The organism is Hydrogenispora ethanolica, assembly GCF_004340685.1.
GTDB classification, from domain to species: domain Bacteria; phylum Bacillota; class UBA4882; order UBA8346; family UBA8346; genus Hydrogenispora; species Hydrogenispora ethanolica.
This window is the reverse complement of record NZ_SLUN01000035.1, coordinates 16565-36016: the sequence shown is the minus strand read 5'-3', so window position 1 is coordinate 36016 and position 19452 is coordinate 16565. Positions and strand designations below refer to the sequence as shown.

17 protein-coding genes and 1 pseudogene are annotated in these 19452 nt (G+C 54.1%); 15 read left to right on the top strand and 3 right to left on the bottom strand.

Annotated features, from left to right (window positions below; all coding sequences use genetic code 11):
* The first annotated feature begins 41 nt into the window (after nt 1-41).
* Entirely contained in the window at nt 42-1061 is a 1020-nt protein-coding gene (locus tag EDC14_RS21270; RefSeq protein ID WP_165908200.1) for a zinc-dependent alcohol dehydrogenase, read from the top strand.
* Between the two features lie 517 nt (nt 1062-1578).
* Entirely contained in the window at nt 1579-1959 is a 381-nt protein-coding gene (locus EDC14_RS21265) for an avidin-fold protein (RefSeq protein WP_132016329.1), read from the top strand.
* A gap of 30 nt (nt 1960-1989) precedes the next feature.
* Here EDC14_RS21265 and EDC14_RS21260 read toward each other — a convergent pair whose 3' ends face one another.
* Both EDC14_RS21260 and EDC14_RS21255 read right to left on the bottom strand, forming a co-directional pair.
* The gene (locus tag EDC14_RS21260; protein WP_243663061.1) at nt 1990-2760 is read right to left on the bottom strand and encodes a rhamnogalacturonan acetylesterase; all 771 of its coding nucleotides are present in this window, start codon (nt 2758-2760) and stop codon (nt 1990-1992) included.
* An 18-nt stretch (nt 2761-2778) separates the two neighbouring features.
* Entirely contained in the window at nt 2779-3789 is a 1011-nt protein-coding gene (locus EDC14_RS21255; protein ID WP_165908199.1) for an alpha/beta hydrolase, read from the bottom strand.
* Between the two features lie 242 nt (nt 3790-4031).
* Between EDC14_RS21255 and EDC14_RS21250 the strand changes: the two genes are divergently transcribed.
* The 11 genes and pseudogenes from EDC14_RS21250 (at nt 4032) to rbsD (ending at nt 14942) form a co-directional block, all read left to right on the top strand.
* Entirely contained in the window at nt 4032-4334 is a 303-nt protein-coding gene (locus EDC14_RS21250; RefSeq protein WP_132016327.1) for a hypothetical protein, read from the top strand.
* 22 nt (nt 4335-4356) lie between these two features.
* Nucleotides 4357-5217, top strand: coding sequence for a transketolase (locus EDC14_RS21245; protein ID WP_132016326.1), 861 nt, complete (start codon nt 4357-4359; stop codon nt 5215-5217).
* A 4-nt stretch (nt 5218-5221) separates the two neighbouring features.
* Nucleotides 5222-5986, top strand: a complete 765-nt coding sequence (locus EDC14_RS21240) for a DeoR/GlpR family DNA-binding transcription regulator (RefSeq protein ID WP_132016325.1) — start codon at nt 5222-5224, stop codon at nt 5984-5986.
* A 90-nt stretch (nt 5987-6076) separates the two neighbouring features.
* Nucleotides 6077-7024 carry a transketolase family protein gene (locus tag EDC14_RS21235; protein ID WP_132016324.1) on the top strand — a complete coding sequence of 316 codons (948 nt, stop codon included), beginning with the start codon at nt 6077-6079 and terminating at the stop codon, nt 7022-7024.
* A gap of 45 nt (nt 7025-7069) precedes the next feature.
* Nucleotides 7070-8557, top strand: a complete 1488-nt coding sequence (gene glpK, locus EDC14_RS21230; RefSeq protein ID WP_132016323.1) for a glycerol kinase GlpK — start codon at nt 7070-7072, stop codon at nt 8555-8557.
* Between the two features lie 41 nt (nt 8558-8598).
* Nucleotides 8599-10011, top strand: coding sequence for an L-fucose/L-arabinose isomerase family protein (locus EDC14_RS21225; protein ID WP_132016322.1), 1413 nt, complete (start codon nt 8599-8601; stop codon nt 10009-10011).
* Between the two features lie 87 nt (nt 10012-10098).
* On the top strand, nt 10099-11055 hold the full coding sequence (locus EDC14_RS21220) for a D-ribose ABC transporter substrate-binding protein (RefSeq protein WP_132016321.1): 957 nt from the start codon (nt 10099-10101) through the stop codon (nt 11053-11055).
* Between the two features lie 112 nt (nt 11056-11167).
* Complete coding sequence (locus tag EDC14_RS21215; protein WP_165908198.1) at nt 11168-11878, top strand: DUF2291 family protein; 711 nt, start codon at nt 11168-11170, stop codon at nt 11876-11878.
* Nucleotides 11879-13438 (top strand): sugar ABC transporter ATP-binding protein, encoded by a 1560-nt coding sequence (locus tag EDC14_RS21210; RefSeq protein ID WP_132016319.1) that lies wholly within the window; start codon nt 11879-11881, stop codon nt 13436-13438.
* Nucleotides 13439-13464: 26 nt separating this feature from the next.
* The gene (locus tag EDC14_RS21205; protein ID WP_132016318.1) at nt 13465-14529 is read left to right on the top strand and encodes an ABC transporter permease; all 1065 of its coding nucleotides are present in this window, start codon (nt 13465-13467) and stop codon (nt 14527-14529) included.
* 49 nt (nt 14530-14578) lie between these two features.
* Nucleotides 14579-14942 (top strand): annotated as a pseudogene (gene rbsD, locus EDC14_RS21200) (D-ribose pyranase).
* Here the strand turns inward: rbsD and EDC14_RS21195 are convergent.
* On the bottom strand, nt 14923-15324 hold the full coding sequence (locus EDC14_RS21195; RefSeq protein ID WP_132016317.1) for a hypothetical protein: 402 nt from the start codon (nt 15322-15324) through the stop codon (nt 14923-14925). The pseudogene rbsD and the gene EDC14_RS21195 sit on opposite strands and share 20 nt — an antisense overlap.
* Before the next feature lie 576 nt (nt 15325-15900).
* On the opposite strand from EDC14_RS21195, the gene EDC14_RS21190 reads away from it, so the two are divergent.
* Entirely contained in the window at nt 15901-16959 is a 1059-nt protein-coding gene (locus EDC14_RS21190; RefSeq protein WP_132016316.1) for a LacI family DNA-binding transcriptional regulator, read from the top strand.
* 216 nt (nt 16960-17175) lie between these two features.
* Nucleotides 17176-19350: a glycoside hydrolase family 3 C-terminal domain-containing protein gene (locus EDC14_RS21185; protein ID WP_132016315.1), complete on the top strand. Its 2175-nt coding sequence runs from the start codon at nt 17176-17178 to the stop codon at nt 19348-19350.
* The last annotated feature ends 102 nt before the right edge of the window (nt 19351-19452 follow it).

Genomic DNA, 19452 nt, shown 5'->3' with positions numbered 1-19452 from the left:
GGCGCGGCGGGCCGGCGATTTTAGAACAGAGGTGGATGGCGATGAAAACGAGAATGGCGATGGTTCAATCTCCCGGGCTGGCCGAATTGGTCGAGGTGGAAGTGGCGAATCCCGGAGAGACGCAAGTGGTGATCGCGATCAAGGCCAGCAGCATCTGCGGCAGCGATCTGCATATTTACAAAGGAAAGCACCCGTCGGCGGCCTTGCCGGTGAGCGTCGGTCACGAGCTGGCCGGCGATGTGATTCAGGTCGGCGCGAAGGTTACCACGGTTGAAGTCGGAGACCGGGTCACGGTGGAACCGGTGGTGGCCTGCGGCCAATGTCCGCCGTGTCAGACCGGCAATTACGGCTATTGCGACAACTTGAGCTACCATTACCGGAAGGGCCAGGGCGCGCTGGCCGACTATTTCGTGGTGGATCAAAGATACGTCTATAAGCTGCCGGATCAGTTGTCCTATGAGGCCGGAGCATTGGTCGAACCGCTCTCCGTGGCGGTCCACGCCGTGAAACGGGCCAAGATCGCCTTGGGCGACAAGCTGCTGATCATCGGCGCCGGCCCCATCGGCATCCTGGTCGCGGCGGTCAGTAAAGCGGCCGGGGCCAAGGAGATCATCGTCGCCGACATCGCCGATGCGCGTTTGGAATTGGCCGCCGCCATGGGCGCCACCCGGACCGTCAATTCGCTCAATGAATCGGTGGTCGATGTGGTCCGGCAGATGACGGGCGGACGCGGCATCGCCAAGACCTTTGAGTGTGTCGGCCGCGAGGAAACCTTCGTCCAGGCCATCTCCTGTCTGTGCAAAGGCGGCCTCGCCACGATGCTGGGCATCTTTGAGCAACCGACCATTCAGATCCCGGCCTCGCTCTTCGTCTCCCAGGAGATTACCGTCCAAGGTTCGCAGGGTTACTGTTGGGACTTTGAGACCGCGATCGGCCTCACCGACACCATCGACCTGAGCAAGCTGGTTTCCCACGTCCTGCCCCTGGCCGAGGTCGACAAAGCGCTGAAAGTGGCCTTGACTCCCAGCGAAAAGGCAGTGAAGGTCATCCTCAAGCCGTAAGCGCCCTGCTTTTCCCGCTGTCCGAGTGGAAAAACTGAAGACCCTTCCAATCGACCCCGCCATGAAGTTGGTTTTACAACTTGATGGCGGGGTTTGCTTTTGAGTGAGAGGGCTGTCCGAAGCTTTCTGAAAGGGTTCCGAAAGCTCCGGAAGGCTCGCCGGTGTCAATAGCGGACCTTCCGAAGCTTTTGGCAAACGTTCTAAAGCGGACAGCTGACCTTCCGGAGCCCATGGCTGACACGCCCGGGGAATGAGAAATAGAGCCGGAGAGGAAGAAGCATCGTTTTGGGAAGGGGCATGTCAGCTTGAGGGGGCTATTGGGAATCCTTGGTGAGATGGAAATGGAAATTAGCGAAGCAGAGACGACCGAAAGCCTGCCGGTTGTCAGCGGCATGATACCAATCCGCTCTTTTGTGAGCTGGTTGTAACGTTTTTTGAAATTCCCATTTGAAAAATATGGTATAATATAATGAGTGGACAAATCCAAATACTGAAAGGAGCAGGAGAAATGTTGCCAATGGGAAAACCCGTCTCTCTGGATGGAATTCAAATGTGCGTGGTGGAAACGGCTGAAGGCGGAGAAGTCAATTCGGAGACCATATTCCGCTTTGTTCAGAATGGTGCGGTTGTTTCGGCGCAATATGCCGGCGGAAAAGTGAAACTTGGCTATTTAGTGGGAACGATGACCGAGGAAGGACTTCATTTCCGATATGCTCAGGTAGACACGGAAGGCCGGTTGGATGGCGGATATTCGACTTGCGAAATCAGCCGCCTGCCTGACGGGAGAATTCGTTTGCTTGAACATTTCCAATGGGCGTCACGAGAGGGCATGGGAACGAATGTGTTTGAGGAGATTGCAGTCCAGCCTGCTTCGGCGGCAATCGAAAAGCCGGCTTAACGCTGGCTTTTCGATTGCTGAAGCTTCGCTTTACTTGATAAACTCCGCCAGCGGCAACTCAGCTTCCCGGATCCCTTCGATCACCAGCCGGGCGAAGGCCGTGGCCCCTTCCAGCCGCAAGTGGGTTCCGTCTTCCGAGCCGTCGGGATAATTGGGGCTCTCGCCGGGTTTTAAATTCATGAAGAAGAGCCCGGATTTTTCCGGACCCAGCTCTTCCATGAGTCGCCGGGTCTTTTCGGTCATGTCGATGAAGGGCACTTTCTCCCGTTCCGCCAATTGGCGCATGGCCCGCGGGTAATCGCCGTGGGTGGGCCGCACTTTTCCGCCCGCGTCAAAACTGAACCGGCTGATGGGACTCAGGAGAACGGGGATGGCCCCTTTGTCCCGGGCGCCTTGGATATATTTGAGCAAATTTGCTTGGTAGCTCGTGAAAGGTTCGGTGTAACGGGAGGGGTCCGCCTGCTTCGCATCGTTGTGGCCGAACTGAATGAACAAATAATCATTCGGCTTGATCCGGCCCAAGATCCCGTCTAAAGCCCCTTCCGCGATGAAACTCATGGAACTCCGTCCCGAGATCGCTTCATTCCGGACCGCCACCCGATCGGTGAAAAATTGACCCAGTTCCTGGCCCCATCCGGTGCGCGGCGCCCGGTCCGGTGGGTAGTCACAGGCCGTCGAGTCTCCGGCGATATAAACGGAAATCTGCTTCTCGGCCGCCTGCAGTCCCCGCCGGGTCAGCCAGAAACAGCCCATGGCGATCAGGATGGTCGCCAATACCAGAATGCGTGAGAGATGCCGCAAGGTTGTCACTCCTTCAGTTTATGGTCGCGGTCCGGCGACGCCGATGGCTCGGAACCATTCGCCGCACAATAACGTCCAGTTTTCCGCAGTTTTGCCTTTGGCCAAGCGGATCGAGAACCCGTGCCCGCCTTCCTTGAAGATGTGAAGCTCGGCCGGGACTCCGGCGTCCCGTAATCCGAGATAGAAACGGAGCGCATTTTCCACCGGAACCGAGCTGTCGTCGCCGGCATGCATGATGAACGCGGGCGGCGTGTCCCTGGTAATGAACAGCTCATTGGAATAAGCGTCCAACTGTTGAGGGGTCGGGTTTTTCCCGAGCAATTCCGCGCGCGAACCCGGATGCGCGTAACGATCCCGCATGGTGATGACCGGATACCCGAGCACCAGGAAATCGGGGCGGGCGCTGACCGCATCCACGATGTCCAGCGGTTCGTAAACTTTTTGATTATACTTCACGGCGAGGCTCGAGGCCACATGGCCGCCGGCCGAAAATCCCATCACGCCGAGGCGTTTGGGATCCAGCCCCCAGGAAGCGGCATTTTTGCGGATCAAGCGCAGCGCGCGTTGGGCATCCTGGAGCGGCACGTCCGCGGCTTGCCGGTGGCCGTCGCCCGGCAGCCGGTAGCGCAGCACAAAGAAGGTGATTCCCAGGGACTTGAGCCATGGCGACAGTTCATCTCCTTCTTTATCGATGACCACCCGCTGGTAGGCGCCTCCCGGCACCACCAGCAGCGCCGCGCCATTGGGGTTCTCCGGCCGGTAGACGGTGAGGGTCGGCCGGAGGATCTTCACCACGGCCCGGTCTTTGAGTTTTTCCGGTTCCTCGCTGCGCTCGTTGACCTCTTCCGTGAAGCTCAGGCCTTCCGAACCCGGCGCAACTCCCGGCCAGACGCTTAGGACCTGCCCGTCCCGGAGCGGGGCATCCGCATCCCCGGAGGCAGCGGTCGCCGGCATCATCCATAGACTTCCCAGAGCCACCATTCCTATCATCAACAGATAGGGGAGGGAGATCAGGAACTCATGTTTCATCAGTTTATCCCCCTTAGCTTTTATTTCCATAATTTTATAGTACTCGGTTACGGGACAGCCTGTCAATGTCGGAACGATATTTCGTGGCAGTTCCGCCGGCGGTGATTGTCAGTTGGGTTGGATGGCTGGTTGCCCGGTCGAAAACCTTACGGTGGCGACAACCCGATATTGGAATGAAAGACCTGCCGGCTCAGGGATGAGCGGCAGGTCTTTTAATCTGAAAGAATTCTGATGGACCTCCAATGACCCCAGAACTTCTTCGCGATGGAACGACTTTTACCCGGATCATCCTCGATGAACATCGCGTTGCTTCGTTTCAAACAAAAAAATACATAATCGTACATGAGCGCTCATATATTGCTACTGGGTGTACGGGAAAAGAAGTCATCGCCGAGATTACGTCGGCTGGACACGATCCGGTGATGAGTGATGATGTTCGGATACAGCATTTTGCGAAAGCGTTGACGGGTTGGGAGCGAAAAGCGCGAACGCTTCACCGTACTGTTCGCGAACAAAGCCGTTTACGTTTTATCAAAATGCTATAAAACAATCACGGAGCGAAAAATGATGCCTGAAGACGAAGGATTATCCGCCAATCCGGCGCAGCGAAAGTCCAGCCAGTTTCTGGAGCAAAAAGCGCTCCATGTTCGGAAAGAACTTTTGAACATGATCTATCGCTCCGGAACCGGACATATCGGTGGGGCGCTTTCGACCGTCGATCTTTTGGTAACCCTGTTTTATGACGTATTGAAGTTTTCGCCGCAGAATTGCGACAGCCCGGACCGGGACCGTTTCATTTTGAGCAAGGGGCACAGTTGCGAAGCTTACTATGCCATCCTGGCGGACCGCGGCTTTTTTCCCAAAATCGAATTGGAGGGTTTTTGTAAATTCGATAGCCTGCTGCTAGGGCATCCCCATCCCAAAATACCGGGGGTCGAGATTGCCACCGGTTCGCTGGGACACGGACTGTCGGTGGCCGCCGGGATGGCGCTGGCCGGCAAGATGGACGGCCGGAGCTATCGTGTCTTCTGTCTGACCGGTGACGGCGAGCTGACGGAAGGATCACTTTGGGAGGCCGCGATGGCCGCCGCCCATTACCGGCTGGATAACTTGGTCTGTATCATCGACTGCAACGGCCTTCAGATCAGCGGTCCGACCCGGACAATCATGGATACCGAACCGCTGGCGGAAAAATGGCGCTCCTTCGGTTGGCGGGTGCGGGAGACGGACGGCCATTCCTTTCCGGAGATCCGCAAAAGCCTGGCGCTATTGCCTTATGAAAAAGGCCATCCGTCGTTGCTCATCGCCCACACGGTCAAGGGCAAGGGGATCTCTTTCATGGAAGGCGATTCCGGCTGGCACCACCGGGTACCCAAGGAAACGGAATATAATCAAGCGGTTTCCGAGTTGAACAAGATGAGGGTGTGATGGAATGCTGGCGGAAGAGCGCAGAAAAAGAATTCTAGAACTGCTGGCGGAGAACGGCTCGGTGACCGTCGCCGCGCTCAGTGAGTTATTCGCGGTGGTCCCGATCACGGTCCGGCGCGATCTGGAGTTGCTGGAGAAAGAAAGGATGCTGGTCCGGACTCACGGCGGAGCGGTGTTACATGTCGAACCGTTCCTGGACCGGCCCTTAACCGCCAAAGAAACGCTCAATCAGGAAGTGAAGATGAAGATCGCCCAAACAGCCGCTTCGTTAGTGAATAACGGCGAGACCATCATCTTGGATGAAGGCTCGACCTGTATCGAAGTTGCCAGGGCGCTGCGGAGCGACAAGAATATCACCGTGGTTACCAATGGAATCAAGGTGGCCCTGGAGCTGACGCCGTACACCAATATCACGACCATCTTGATCGGCGGGGTCTGCGGCCACCAAAACTTCGTCGCTTATGGGCACGAAACCATCGACAGTTTCGCGAAGATCCGCGCTCACAAGTATTTCATGGGAATCGACGCCTTGGTTTCGGGTCACGGCATTTCCGACGGCGACCCGCATCAGGTGCAATTGAAGCGGACCAAGGCTGCTTCTTCCCAGACGGTGATCGGCGTGGCCGACCAGTCCAAATTGGGTAAGATCGCCGTGGCCTACGTCGGCCCGGCCGGCATGATGAATCGGCTGATTATGAATGCTCCCGTTCCGGAGAGCTTTAAAAGGAGCCTCAGTGAAGAACGGGTGGAACTCATCGAGGTCCAATAAAAACCGGCCGAATTAAAACCCTTGGATTTGGAACCTCATAAGGCGGGCTTCATGCTATGAAAAAGTTGAAAATTCAGAAGGGAGAACCCAATGCCCACTGCCGCGAACCGTCAAGTTTTCGCCGAAACTTTGTTGGAGTTGGCCCGAAACGATCCGGATATTATCGCCTTGGCTTGCGATTCCAGGGGGTCTGCATCTTTGGACCGGTTTGCCGACGAATTGCCGGAGCAATTCGTCGAGGTGGGGATCGCCGAACAGAATCTGGTGGGGATCGCCGCCGGCCTGGCGTCTTGTGGGAAAAAACCGTTCGCTTGCTCTCCCGCTTGCTTTTTGACCATGCGCAGCGTGGAGCAGATCAAAGTCGATGTGGCGTACTCCCATCAAAATGTCAAGCTGGTAGGAATCAGCGGCGGTGTAAGCTACGGCGCCCTGGGCGCGACGCACCATTCGTTGCAAGATATCGCCGTAATGCAGGCAATACCCGATTTGACTGTGATCATTCCCTCAGATAACCGGGAAACGGCGCATTTGACCCGTTTATTGGCCGGCTATGACCGTCCAGTCTACCTGAGAACCGGCCGGGGGCCGGTTCCCGATGTTCATGATGGGGCTTTTGTGCCGGAGATCGGGAAGGGCTGTTTGCTGCTGCCGGGAACGGATCTGACGATTGTGACGACGGGAGAAGTGGTCCGGATCGCTTTGGATGCCGGTGAGATCTTGCATCAAAGAGGAATCAGCGCCCGTATCATTGAGATTCATACCATTAAACCCCTGGATGAACGGATCGTCTTGCAAGCCGCGCAGGAAACGCAAGCGTTGATTGTCATGGAGGAGCATAGCATTTACGGCGGTCTGGGCTGCAGCATCGCCGCGCTGCTCGGTCGCTGTCGGCCACGGCCGCTGCAGATCATGGCCATTCCCGATGAATTTGCCGTCGTCGGCAATCAGCGGGAGATCTGGGAGCATTACGGTTTAACTGCCGCAACGCTGGCTCAAAAGGCTGAGGAGCTTCTCCGCAGCACGAAAGCTTCCGCCTGAATCCAATATCCTCCATAGCACACCAATCCGAGGGAGGGATCGTGAATGTCCGAAGGGTTCATCCTGGCCATTGATCAGGGGACGACCGGAAGCAAGGTTTTGTTGATCGATGGCCAAGCGCGGATCGTGAGCCGGGCCTATGGCGAGATCCAACAGTACTACCCGGAGAACGGATGGGTCGAACACGATCCCATGGCGATCTGGCTCGGCGTGGCCGATCTGCTTCAGGAGGTTCTAGCCAAGACGCCGGCCGGCGGATCGATCCGGGCGTTGGCCATCACCAATCAGCGCGAGACCACTTTGGTATGGGAACGCGGGACCGGGCGTCCCTTGTACCGCGCCATTGTCTGGCAATGCCGCCGTAGCGTGGGAATTTGCAAGGAATTGATCGCCGGGGGCTATGAGGCGCTCTTCCGCCGGAAAACCGGTTTACCCCTCGATCCCTATTTTTCGGGAACCAAACTGAAATGGATCCTGGACCAGGTTCCCGGGCTCCGGGCGCGGGCGCAGCGCGGCGAGGTCTGTTTCGGCACCATCGACAGCTGGCTGCTATGGAATCTTACCGGGGGCAAAGTCTTTGCCACCGATTACTCCAACGCTTCCCGGACGCTGCTTTATAACATTTATGATCTGGATTGGGATGAAGAACTCCTCGACATTTTGGGAATTCCCCGGGCTATGCTGCCCGCGGTTTTACCCTCGGCTCATCGGTACGGAGAAACGGCGGCGGTCGGCGGCCTGCCGGCCGGCTTACCCATCGCCGCCCTGATCGGCGATTCCCAGGCGGCGCTGTTTGGCGAGGGCTGTTTTGAGCCGGGCATGATCAAGGCCACCTATGGCACAGGTACTTCCCTGATGATGCAGGCCGGCAGTTGTCCGGTCCGTTCGAGCCAGGGGCTGGCCGCCACGTTGGCCTGGGGCCTGCGGGATGAGGTCAACTACGCGTATGAGGGGATCATCAATGTGACCGGCGCTACCATGCAATGGTTGCGGGACGGTTTGGGGATCATCGACGATGTGGCGGCCAGTTCGGCGATTGCCGCCCAATTACCGGGGAACGACGGAGTTTATCTAGTCCCGGCGTTTGTGGGCTTGGCTGCGCCTTATTGGGATATGGAAGCGCGCGGGATCATTACCGGTTTGACCCGGGCCACCGGCCGCGGACACCTCATCCGGGCCGGACTGGAAGCCATCGCCTATCAAGTGCGGGAAGTCGTCGACCTGATGCAGGCGGAGAGCGGCATCGGGGTGGCGGCGTTACGTGCCGACGGCGGCGCGGCGGGCAATGAATTTTTGATGCAGTTTCAGGCGGATATCTTAAATGTGCCCGTCACCCGGCCCCATGCCCGAGAAGTCTCCGCTCTGGGCGCCGCTTATCTGGCGGGTCTGGGAACCGGCCTTTGGCGCAGTTTGGCGGAGATTGCCGGCAACTGGCGGGCCGAACGCAGCTTTTATCCGCAAATGGCGGCCGCCGTCCGGGAGCGGCTGTTCGGAGAATGGCGGGAGGCGGTGGCCCGGGCGCTCACCCGGTAACCATCCAGTTTTACAACGATTCTTTGGGGAGGTAGTGTCGGATGAATAAAATAACGTTGGGCGTCATCATCAGCAACCGTGATTTTTTCCCCGATCACCTGGTGGCGGAGGGACGCCGGGATATCGTCAAGCTCCTCGCCGAGCTGGACATGGACGCCGTCATGCTGGGAGAGGACCAGACCAAGCTGGGCGCGGTGGAGACCTGGCAAGACGCCAAGATCTGCGCGGAGCTGTTTCAAAAACACCGTTCCCGAATTGCCGGTATCTTGGTGATCCTGCCGAATTTCGGCGATGAGAGAGCCGTGGCGGATACGGTCAAACTCTCCGGATTGCGGGTTCCCATTCTGATCCAGGCTTATCCCGATGATTTGGACCGTTTCAATGTCGAGCACCGCCGTGATGCGTTCTGCGGCAAGATCTCGGTCTGTAACAACCTGCGCCAGTACGGTTACGCCTTTTCCCTGACCCAATCGCATACCGTGCACCCCGATAGCGCGGAGTTCAAAGCGGAGTTACAAAAGTTCGCCGCAGTCTGCCGGGTGGTGAATGGCGTGCGTACGGCCAGGATGGGAGCCATCGGGGCGCGCCCGGCCGCTTTCAATACCGTCCGGTACAGTGAAAAACTATTGCAGGCCAACGGAATCTCCGTCAATACCCTGGATCTTTCGGAGGTTTTGGGAGCCACCCAACGGTTGGCCGATGACCACCCGCAAGTGAAGGAGTTTCTGAATAAAATCAGGGATTATACCGATACCGCGGCTGTGCCGGAACTTCCCCTGCTGAAAATGGCCAAATTGGGAACGGTCATCACCGATTGGATGACTGCGAACGAGCTGCACGCCACCGCCATTCAATGCTGGGACTCGTTGCAAAGCAATTACGCCATCAATGTCTGCGCGTTGATGAGCATGATGAGCAAGCGCTTATTCCCGAGCGCTTGTGAGGTGGATGTCACCGGCGCGGTATCGATGTATGCCTTACAGTTGGCCTCCGGCCGGCCCAGCGCCTTGGTGGACTGGAACAACAATTACGCCGACGATCCCGATAAATGCGTGCTGTTCCACTGCGGGAACTGGGCTAAAAGCTTTTTCCCTGCGACCTGTATGGGATGGGCCGAGATTCTCGGCACGACCTTAGGAAGGGAAAATACCTATGGCACCATCGTCGGGCGCGTGGCATCCGGCCCCATGAGCTACGCCCGGATCAGCACCGATGACCGGCACGGGACGATCCGGACTTACGTCGGAGAGGGAACTTATACCGCTGATCCGTTGGATACTTTCGGAAGCCGCGCCGTGATCGCTGTTCCCCGCCTGCAAGAATTGCTCCGTTTCATCTGCCAGAACGGTTTTGAACATCACACCGCCATGAATCCGGCGCATACCGCCGTCATCCTGGAAGAGGCGTTTGTAACCTATTTCGGTTGGGAGACTTACCACCATCCTGACAGCTAGACATGGATCCGTATCATTTCCCCAGCCTTTACAAAGGAGGGATGTATCGGAAATCTGGATCGAAGGCCGAATAACGATAAGGAGAAAATGGGAGGGATAGAGTTGAAGAAAGGTTTGCTATGGTTGGTTGCGCTGTTCCTTTTGATCGGTTCGCTGAGCGTCTTCGCGGCGAAGCGGAATTCCAATCTGATCGTGATCATCACCCCGTCACACGATAACCCGTTCTTCAAGGCGGAAGCGGTCGGAGCCGAGGCGCGGGCCAAGGAGTTGGGCTACCAGACCTTGACGCTGATCCACAATGATGACGCCAATAAGCAGAATGAACTGTTCGACACGGCCATCGCCCGGAGAGCGGCGGCGATCATCTGCGACAACGCCGGCGCCGACGCGACCATCGCTCCGGTGCGGCGGGCGAAAGCCGCCGGGATTCCCGCCTTCCTGGTGGACCGGGAGATCAACGCCACCGGCCTCGCGGTGGCCCAGATCGTCTCCAATAACTATCAAGGCGCCAAACTCGGCGGCGAAGAATTCGTGCGCCTGATGGGGGAGAAGGGCAAGTATGTGGAGCTGGTGGGGAAAGAGTCCGACACCAACGCCGGGATCCGTTCCAAAGGATATCATGAGGTCATCGACCAATATCCCGACTTGAAACTGGTGGCCCGTCAGAGTGCCAATTGGAGCCAGACCGAGGCTTTTTCCAAGATGGAATCGATCATTCAGGCTAACAAAGATATCAAAGGCGTCATTTGCGGCAACGACACGATGGCGATGGGCGCGATGGCCGCGTTGAAAGCCGCCGGAATGGGGCATGTGATTGTAGTGGGATTCGATGGCAGCAATGATGTACGGGATTCGATCCTCCGGGGGGAGATCAAAGCGACGGTTTTGCAACCGGCCTATCGCATTGCCCAGTTGGCCGTGGAACAAGCGGACCGGTATCTCCGGACCGGTTCCACCGGTGAACGGGAGAAGCAGCTCAAGGATTGCATCTTGATCAACAAGGCCAATGCCAATAAACTGGAAACTTTTATGCTCAAGAATTAGGCTAAAAGCGGCGCGGCGGAGATGGCGTCATTCCACCTCCGCCCAGTCCCGCCTCTTTAGGTCCAAAGCCAAATGGTTTTCAACAAGTCGAGAAATTGTAGGTGAAAAGCCGATGCAACGGATCTTTCGGATGGAGCGGATAAAGTTTTTAAAAGCAGGCTTAGGGGCGATATTGCTCTTGGCGTTGGCCGCCCTGTTATCGTCGTGCAGATTATATACCGTGGTAAGACTGGAGAAAAACGCTGACGCGGGGCAGGAGGTAAAGGTATATTTCGATAACAATGCCTTTGACGCCGACAAGTACGTCGATGCCATCTGGGAGAAGAAGGTCGTCCCCTATATCCTGGCTAAAGCCGTGGATGTCCGGCTGGTCATCCCGGAGCTGAAAAAGGGCACCGATGCCGCCGGCTCGAAATACGGCATCCGCGATTCCGCGGAGGGCAGTCCTTGGAATTTTATTGTCAAAGGCAGAGGCAGGATCGTCGCCGTCCATACAGTCTCCCGCAATGGAACGGTGGATCTGGATTTGCCGCCCTATGACAACCAGCCGGACTTGAAAATTCAGATCGGACCGGTCATCAAAGGAACTTCGATCCGCGATACCCTGAACTTCATCTCTTTCGATGATTTTGAGAACCAGATCGAATTTGCCCGGTTGGCCAATGCCTTCAATCTGAGAATATATAACCAAATCCTGTCAAAATTGAATTTTGAAAGCCTCAAAGATAAGGAAGTGGAATTTGACGGGACGTTTACAGCCGACGGTTCCGGAGCGCTGATGATTGTTCCGGTCCGGGTCGCGCCGGTTGGAGGGGGCGAATAAATGAGTCCGAAATCAGCAGCGGGTGAAGCGCGGGAGACAACTGAAATCCGTCTGGCCGCAAGGGCGATCACCAAGGTTTATCCCGGCACAGTAGCTTTGAACAAGGTCAATTTCAATGTATACCGGGGCAAGGTGAATGCCTTGATCGGCGAGAACGGCGCCGGGAAATCGACCTTGATGAAGATTATCGCCGGGATCGAACAGCCGGACGAAGGCAGCCTCTATCTAGATGGCGCGCCCATTCAGCTTCATAATCCCCGCGAGGCGGTCGCCAGGGGGATTGGCATCATCCATCAGGAGCTAAACCTGTTCCCCAACCTGACCATCGCCCAAAACATATTTATGGGGCAGGAGCATAAGCGCCACGGCTTCATTCTCGATCATCAGCAGCATCTCGCCGAGACCGCGGACTTGCTGCGGCGGCTGGAACATCCTTTGGACCCCAATAAGCTGGTGAGCAGCCTGAAAGTCGGCGAGCAACAGATTGTCGAGATCGCCAAAACCATGATCCAACCCCACATGAATATCCTGATCATGGATGAACCGACCTCCTCATTGAGCAACGCCGAAGTTGAAGTGCTGTTTAAATTGATTTGCGACCTGAAAGCGCAGGGGATCTCGATTGTCTATATCTCGCACCGGTTGGAAGAGATCACCCGGATCAGCGATTACGTGACTGTGCTGCGCGATTCCCGGCTGGTGGCGGAGGCGCCCACGGCGAACGTGGATATCGCCTGGATCGTCCGGAACATGGTCGGCCAGAGTATCGCCAGGACGGTACGGCGGCAAAAAAGCCCTTCCGATCAGGAAATATTGAAAGTGGAGGACTTGACGCTGCCCCGGGAAGGTGGGGGATACACGCTAAACCGGGTATCCTTTTCACTCCGCCGCGGCGAAATCTTGGGAATATATGGCTTGTTGGGTTCGGGACGGACGGAGTTAATCGAAACGCTGATGGGATTAAATCCGCAATACCGCGGTCAGCTTTATCTTGAAGGGAAAAAAATGGCGGCTCAAAATATCTGGGAACAGATTGAGCGCGGTTTTGCCCATATCCCCGAGGATCGCCAGCGCGAAGGGCTGATTCAAACCTTATCGATCGCTAAAAATATCTCGCTGGCGAGCTTGGGTAATTACACGCGCTGTTTTCATCTGATCCGGGAGCGGGAAGAGCAAAGCATTGCGAAGATCATTGCAGAGCTCGGGATCAAGGTGGCGGACACCAAGTTGCAAATCTTATCCCTCAGCGGGGGCAATCAACAAAAAGTGGTCATCGGCAAAGGAGTCCTGACCGATCCCAAGATATTGCTGCTGGATGAGCCGACCCGCGGCATCGATATCGGCGCCAAAGCCGATGTCTTCCGGATCATCGATATGTTGTCCGATCAAGGGCTGGCCATCATTTTAGTCGCTTCGGAGTTGAAAGAGATTATCGGCATATCAGACCGGATCATGGTAATGTCCCATGGCAAGATAACCGGAGAGTTTGCCGGGGAAGAGATTCACGAGGAAGCGCTGGTCAAAGCCTCCGCGGTTGGGCACGAACCGTTCGAAAAGTAAACATAAGTAAAAGGAGATTGTCTTCTATGAATGCAATCACTCAACCGGAAGTGAAGCGGGACTCCCGGCAAAAAATATCGCTCGGAATGATTCTCTTAAAGGCCCGGACGTTCATTGCTTTAATCATCCTGACGATAGTCTTTTCCATTGTTGCTCCAAATTTTTTTTCCACCAACAACCTGATCCTGGTGGCCAAGCACGTCACGTTGTATGCCTTGCTCGGGATCGGCATGACCTTCGTCATTGTCAGCGGCGGGATCGATCTGTCGGTCGGTTCCATCGTCGGCCTGACCGGAATGTTCGCCGGTGGCCTCATTTATGAGGGCCTGGTTTTACCGATGTTCGGTGTGGCGATCTATTTCAATATATTTATGGTGATGTTGCTGGCGGTGCTCCTGGGGGTGCTGGTCGGCGCCGTGAATGGCATTCTAATCAGCCGTTTTAAAGTGGCGCCTTTCATTGTCACGCTTGGTACCATGTATATCGCGCGCGGTTTTGCGTTGTTGCGGTCGGGCGGCGAGACTTTTCCCAATCTCATTGGTGAACCGGAGTTGGGGAATACCGGTTTCCCGGTTCTGGGGGCCGGCAATTTCCTGGGGATCCCGATCTCGATCTGGATTTTGATTGTGATAGGGCTGATCGCGGCGTACATCTTTAAGAAGACCCCGTTGGGATGGCACATCTTCGCGGTGGGAGGCAATCAGCGGGCGGCGGAGCTTTCGGGGGTCAGGGTCAACCGGGTCAAGCTGTTTGTTTATATGTTCTCCGGCTTTTGCTCGGCCTTGGTCGGGCTGATCGTCTCTTCCCAACTGGTCGCCTCTCATCCTGCCACCGGCGAATCCTGGGAGATGAACGCCATCGCAGCGGCAGTGTTGGGCGGGACCTCGATGGCGGGCGGAATAGGAACGATCGGCGGCACCATCGTCGGTGCCTTTGTCATTGGAGTGTTGAATGATGGCATGGTGATGATCGGGATCTCCGAGTTTTGGCAGATGGTCATTAAAGGCCTGGTGATTATCCTGGCCGTCATCGTCGATCAGTTCCAGCGGAATCTCCAAAGCAAACTGGCTTTAATGAACAAAGAGGCTTAACGTGAGGCGGATCTGCCAGCAGGTAAAGGATAGCGACGAGGTGTGGAAGATGAAGAAAAGTGGCATTCTAAACGCTCCCTTGAGCGGAGCCCTGGCTGAACTCGGGCATTATGACACGGCGGTGATCTGTGATGCCGGGCTTCCCATTCCCGGAACGTCCCGTCGGATTGATCTCGCTTTAGTCCCGGGAGATTGATTTGGAAAAAGTGATTCTGGCGGAGGAGATTCGGACGGAAAGTCCGTTGCTCTTCGAAAAATTATCCGATTTGTTGAAAGAAATACCCATGGAGTTTTTACCGCATCGCGAATTCAAAAAGAAAGTTTCCGAAGCTAAATTTGTGGTAAGAACCGGAGAAGTCATCCCGTATGCCAATATGATTCTGGTTTCCGGAGTCAAAACGCTGTTCCGGTAGGACGATGCCAAGGAAGCTTCTTTTCCAAGGAATCATCTTTGACAACTAAAAGAGTTTCTTCAATCGCTGAAGAAACATCCCCAACAGCTGAGCGAACATCTTCAGTAACCGAGAGAGCATGCGCAGTAACCGAGAAAGCATGCGCAGTAACCGAGAAAGCATGTGCAGTAACCGAGAAAGCATGTGCAGTAACCGAGAAAGCATGTGCAGTAACCGAGAGAGCATGTGCAGCAACTTTGCGTATGGCTTTCGTAACAAAGTAGGCATTCTCTGTTGTTGAACGGGCATCTTTAATGGTTCTGGAAGGATCTTGGAGAATAAAAAGGACATGTGCAGTCGTTGCTTGCAGGGCTTTAGTCAGAAAGAAAGAAAAGTGCCGCATCGAATGCGGACTGGATGCATGGAGTCAAGCGAGTTGCGTGATGAATCAGGGCCAAGTCGTCCGGGTCGGCTTCCGCGGATAATGAAGGAGTGAAAATGAAGCCGCTGTGGGTCGACAAATAGCGATGGTTTTTCTTAAGGCAAATCCGGCGGAAGAGGAGACGCAGGAGAAAATTGAAAATTATCAAGGAATGCCCGGGCGTAAGCTGCGGGTTTTTTAACATATCCATGGGATGACCGTTCAACTATATATGTTGCAATCAGTTTTTGTACCTTCAAAATCATTGCAACATAATTCCTTGATTCATAAGTTGAAATAAATACCGTGACTGGTCCTTTTCTAGCCGCTCTCACGGATGGAAAAGCGTATTCAAAAATTGATTTCAACTTATATACTTAAATTATCTTAAAAAATTTGTAACTGAAGGAAGGATCTTCCCATTGGAAGGTTGAATATATATAATACCGGGAACGTTCCCGGAATAATGACGCAATTTATGGGCCTGAATGCGTAAAAACAGTAAGCCAAGATGGTTTTTGGAGGCCGGAATAAAGCAAATGAATTTTTGGAGCATTGATGTCAACCATTTATGATGTAGGCAGACGAGCCGGAGTATCCAGAAGTACCGTATCCAGAGTATTAAACGGGAAAAACGATGTGGATCCCAAAACGGCTGCAGCCGTATGGCAAGCTGTCCGGGAATTGAATTATCATCCCAACGCCTCAGCAAGAGCTTTGGTCCGGCAGAAGACGGATATGATCGGAGTCATGCTGGCGCATGTTTCGGACCCGTTTTATGAAAAAATCATCAAAGGGATTGAGTCGGTAGCAGCAGCCCGAAACATGGGGGTCGTTTTTTATAATTCCGACGATGATTTGCAGAACCATAAGCTATTGATCGCCTCTGTCCTGGAAAGCAACAAAGTGGACGGGGTGATTGTAGTCGGCAGCTATTTGGGGGATAAAAAAACCATTCTGGAGATTATCAACCGCGGTTTTCCCATTGCGATGATTGAACGGTATTTCACCGACTCCAAGGTTCCATGCATTGTCACGGACAATCGCCAAGGTGCTGTTCTGGCGGTAGAGCATCTGATCCGGTTAGGACACCGGCGAATTGGCTGTATAACGGGAAATTTGTTGTATCAAACCGCGATCGAGCGTTTGGAAGGATATAAAGCCACTCTCGGAAACCATCAATTTGCGATAGAAGAAGAACTCATCGCCATTGGAGGATTTCACTACGAAAAGGGCTATGAAGGGATGAAACAGTTATTATCCCTGAATCAACGGCCGACTGCGGTATTCGCTTGCAACGACATGATGGCGTTTGGCGCCATTCTCGCCATCAACGAGTTTGGCCTATCGGTTCCCCGTGACATTGCCGTGGTCGGGTATGACGACATTACTTTCGCCGCGATGTTTTATCCGCAGTTGACCACAGTTCGACAGCCTTTGTTTGAAATGGGTTCGTTGGCTGCTCAAAGTTTAATTGATCGGATTGAGTTGGGAGAAGACGCGGATATAATTAAAAAAATCCTTCCGGTAGAATTGGTCGTTCGAAAATCATGTGGCGCAGTGGTTGACAATGCGGATAAAGACTGGAATGAAACACGAACGGTTGTTCATTTGTAAAGGATGGTTAAGCATTTTTTCTTATTCCGGGAACGTTCCCGGAATAAATTAGTCATTTCATCCCGCCAGCTTCTGTTTTAGAACGATGAAACGTTGAAATGGCGTGATATGAATGGTTTACCTGGTTGAGTGGAGTAAAAAATCGTTTCGGAATCCGGATGCTTTCCAGGCAAGGCTTTAAGCAGCGAGATCAACATATCAGAGTTGGAGGTACCCATGTCTGAAATACCTGCATATCAAAATGAAGGCTTAAGTTTTGAGGAGCGAGCGAGAGACTTGGTTTCCCGGATGTCCCTGGAAGAAAAAGTTTCCCAGATGGTTTTTACCGCACCGGCAATACCGAGGCTGGGGGTTCCGTCGTATAACTGGTGGAGCGAGGGTTTACACGGGGTAGCCAGGGCCGGAACGGCTACAGTTTTTCCCCAGGCGATTGGAATGGCGGCAACCTTCGATGAAGATCTGCTCCATCAAGTGGCGGACGTGATCGCCACGGAAGCCAGAGCAAAATACCATCAATTTCAAAGAAAAGGAGACCACGGCATCTATAAAGGATTAACCCTTTGGTCGCCCAATGTCAATATATTCCGCGATCCCCGCTGGGGAAGAGGACATGAAACCTATGGAGAAGATCCTTATCTAACCGGAAGGTTAGGCGTTGCTTTCATTAAAGGCCTTCAAGGAGATGACTCAAAATACTTAAAGGTTGCTGCTTGCGCGAAGCACTTTGCGGTTCATAGCGGGCCGGAAAGTGAACGGCATAGTTTTAACGCGGTGGTTACGGAGAAAGATTTGCGCGAAACCTATCTCCCCGCTTTTAAGGAATGTGTCAAAGAAGCCAAGGTTGAGGCGGTTATGGGCGCGTATAACCGGACCAATGGCGAACCTTGCTGCGGCAGCGAAAGGTTGCTAAAAAAGATACTTCGCGAGGAGTGGGAGTTTTCAGGTCATGTCACCTCCGACTGCTGGGCGATTAAAGATTTTCATGAAGGCCATGGAGTTACCAGTACGGCTCCGGAATCGGTGGCGCTTGCGGTAAATAACGGCTGTGATCTGAATTGCGGCAACATGTATCTGAATTTGCTCATTGCCCGTCAGGAAGGGCTCGTGGATGAAAGTACCATCGACAGGGCTGTAACCAGGCTGATGGTGACGCGGATGAAGCTGGGAATGTTTGATAATCCCGAACATGTTCCTTATGCATCCATCCCGTATGCAAGGAACGACTGCCGGGAACATCGAGAACTTTCCTTGGAAGTATCGAAAAAATCCCTGGTGTTATTAAAAAATTCCGATCAGCTTCTTCCTTTGGATAAAACCAAAATTGGCTCGATCGCGGTCATTGGACCCAATGCGAACAGCCGAAAAGCGTTGATCGGCAATTACCATGGAACCGCCTCCCAATATACGACGGTCCTGGAAGGCATCACCGCCGCGGTCGGGGAACATGCCCGAATCTATTACGCCGAAGGTTGTCATCTTTATAAGGATAAAACTGAAGGGCTGGGAGAACCCGGGGATCGATTGGCCGAAGCCGTCTCTGCCGCGGAAATGAGTGACGTGGTTATTCTCTGTCTCGGATTGGACGAAAGCATCGAAGGAGAAGAAGGGGATGCTTCCAACGAATATGCCAGCGGTGACAAGAATGATCTCAGTCTTCCCGGTTTACAGCAACAACTTTTAGAAGCGGTTTTCCAAGTCGGAAAACCCGTGATTCTGGTCCTGCTCTCAGGGAGTGCCCTGGCCGTTGGCTGGGCGGATGAGAATATTCCAGCCATTATCCAAGCGTGGTATCCCGGCGCCGAGGGAGGAAAAGCGATTGCTGCTTTGTTGTTTGGAGAATACAGTCCGTCGGCGCGGCTGCCGGTAACTTTTTACCGGACGAGTGAAGAGCTTCCCGATTTTCGTGATTATTCGATGAAAAATCGGACCTATCGGTATATGACTTGCGAAGCGCTTTATCCCTTCGGTTATGGGTTAAGTTATACCCGGTTTCTATACAGCGGTCTTACATTGGATCGTTACCGAATTAACGCGGGTGAAACCGTTATTTGTAGCGCTAAAGTTAAGAATATTGGCAAATATGCCTCGGATGAAGTAGTCCAGTTGTATCTGAAAGATGTCGAGGCCAGTGTGGAGGTCCCCCGCTGGCAATTGCGAGGCTTACGGAAAATTCACCTCAATCCCGGTGAAGAAAAGGAAGTGGAGTTTTTTTTAACCCCGCGCTCGATGGCGCTTGTGGATCAAAGCGGAAAATGTATTCTGGAACCGGGCTTGTTCGAGGTCTATGTTGGAGGGAGCCAGCCGGATACGAGGAGTGAGAAGTTAACCGGAGCCAAAGTGTTGCGGGATACATTCGAAGTGACAGGGTCGGCAATGGAGATCGAATATTGATGCCAAGTCGAATATTACCGGTTTACATTCGTGTCGAGAGTTGATAGTGAACAAATAACCACAAGGGGGATGATGTGGAGTCGTAATTTCGCAATCGGCATT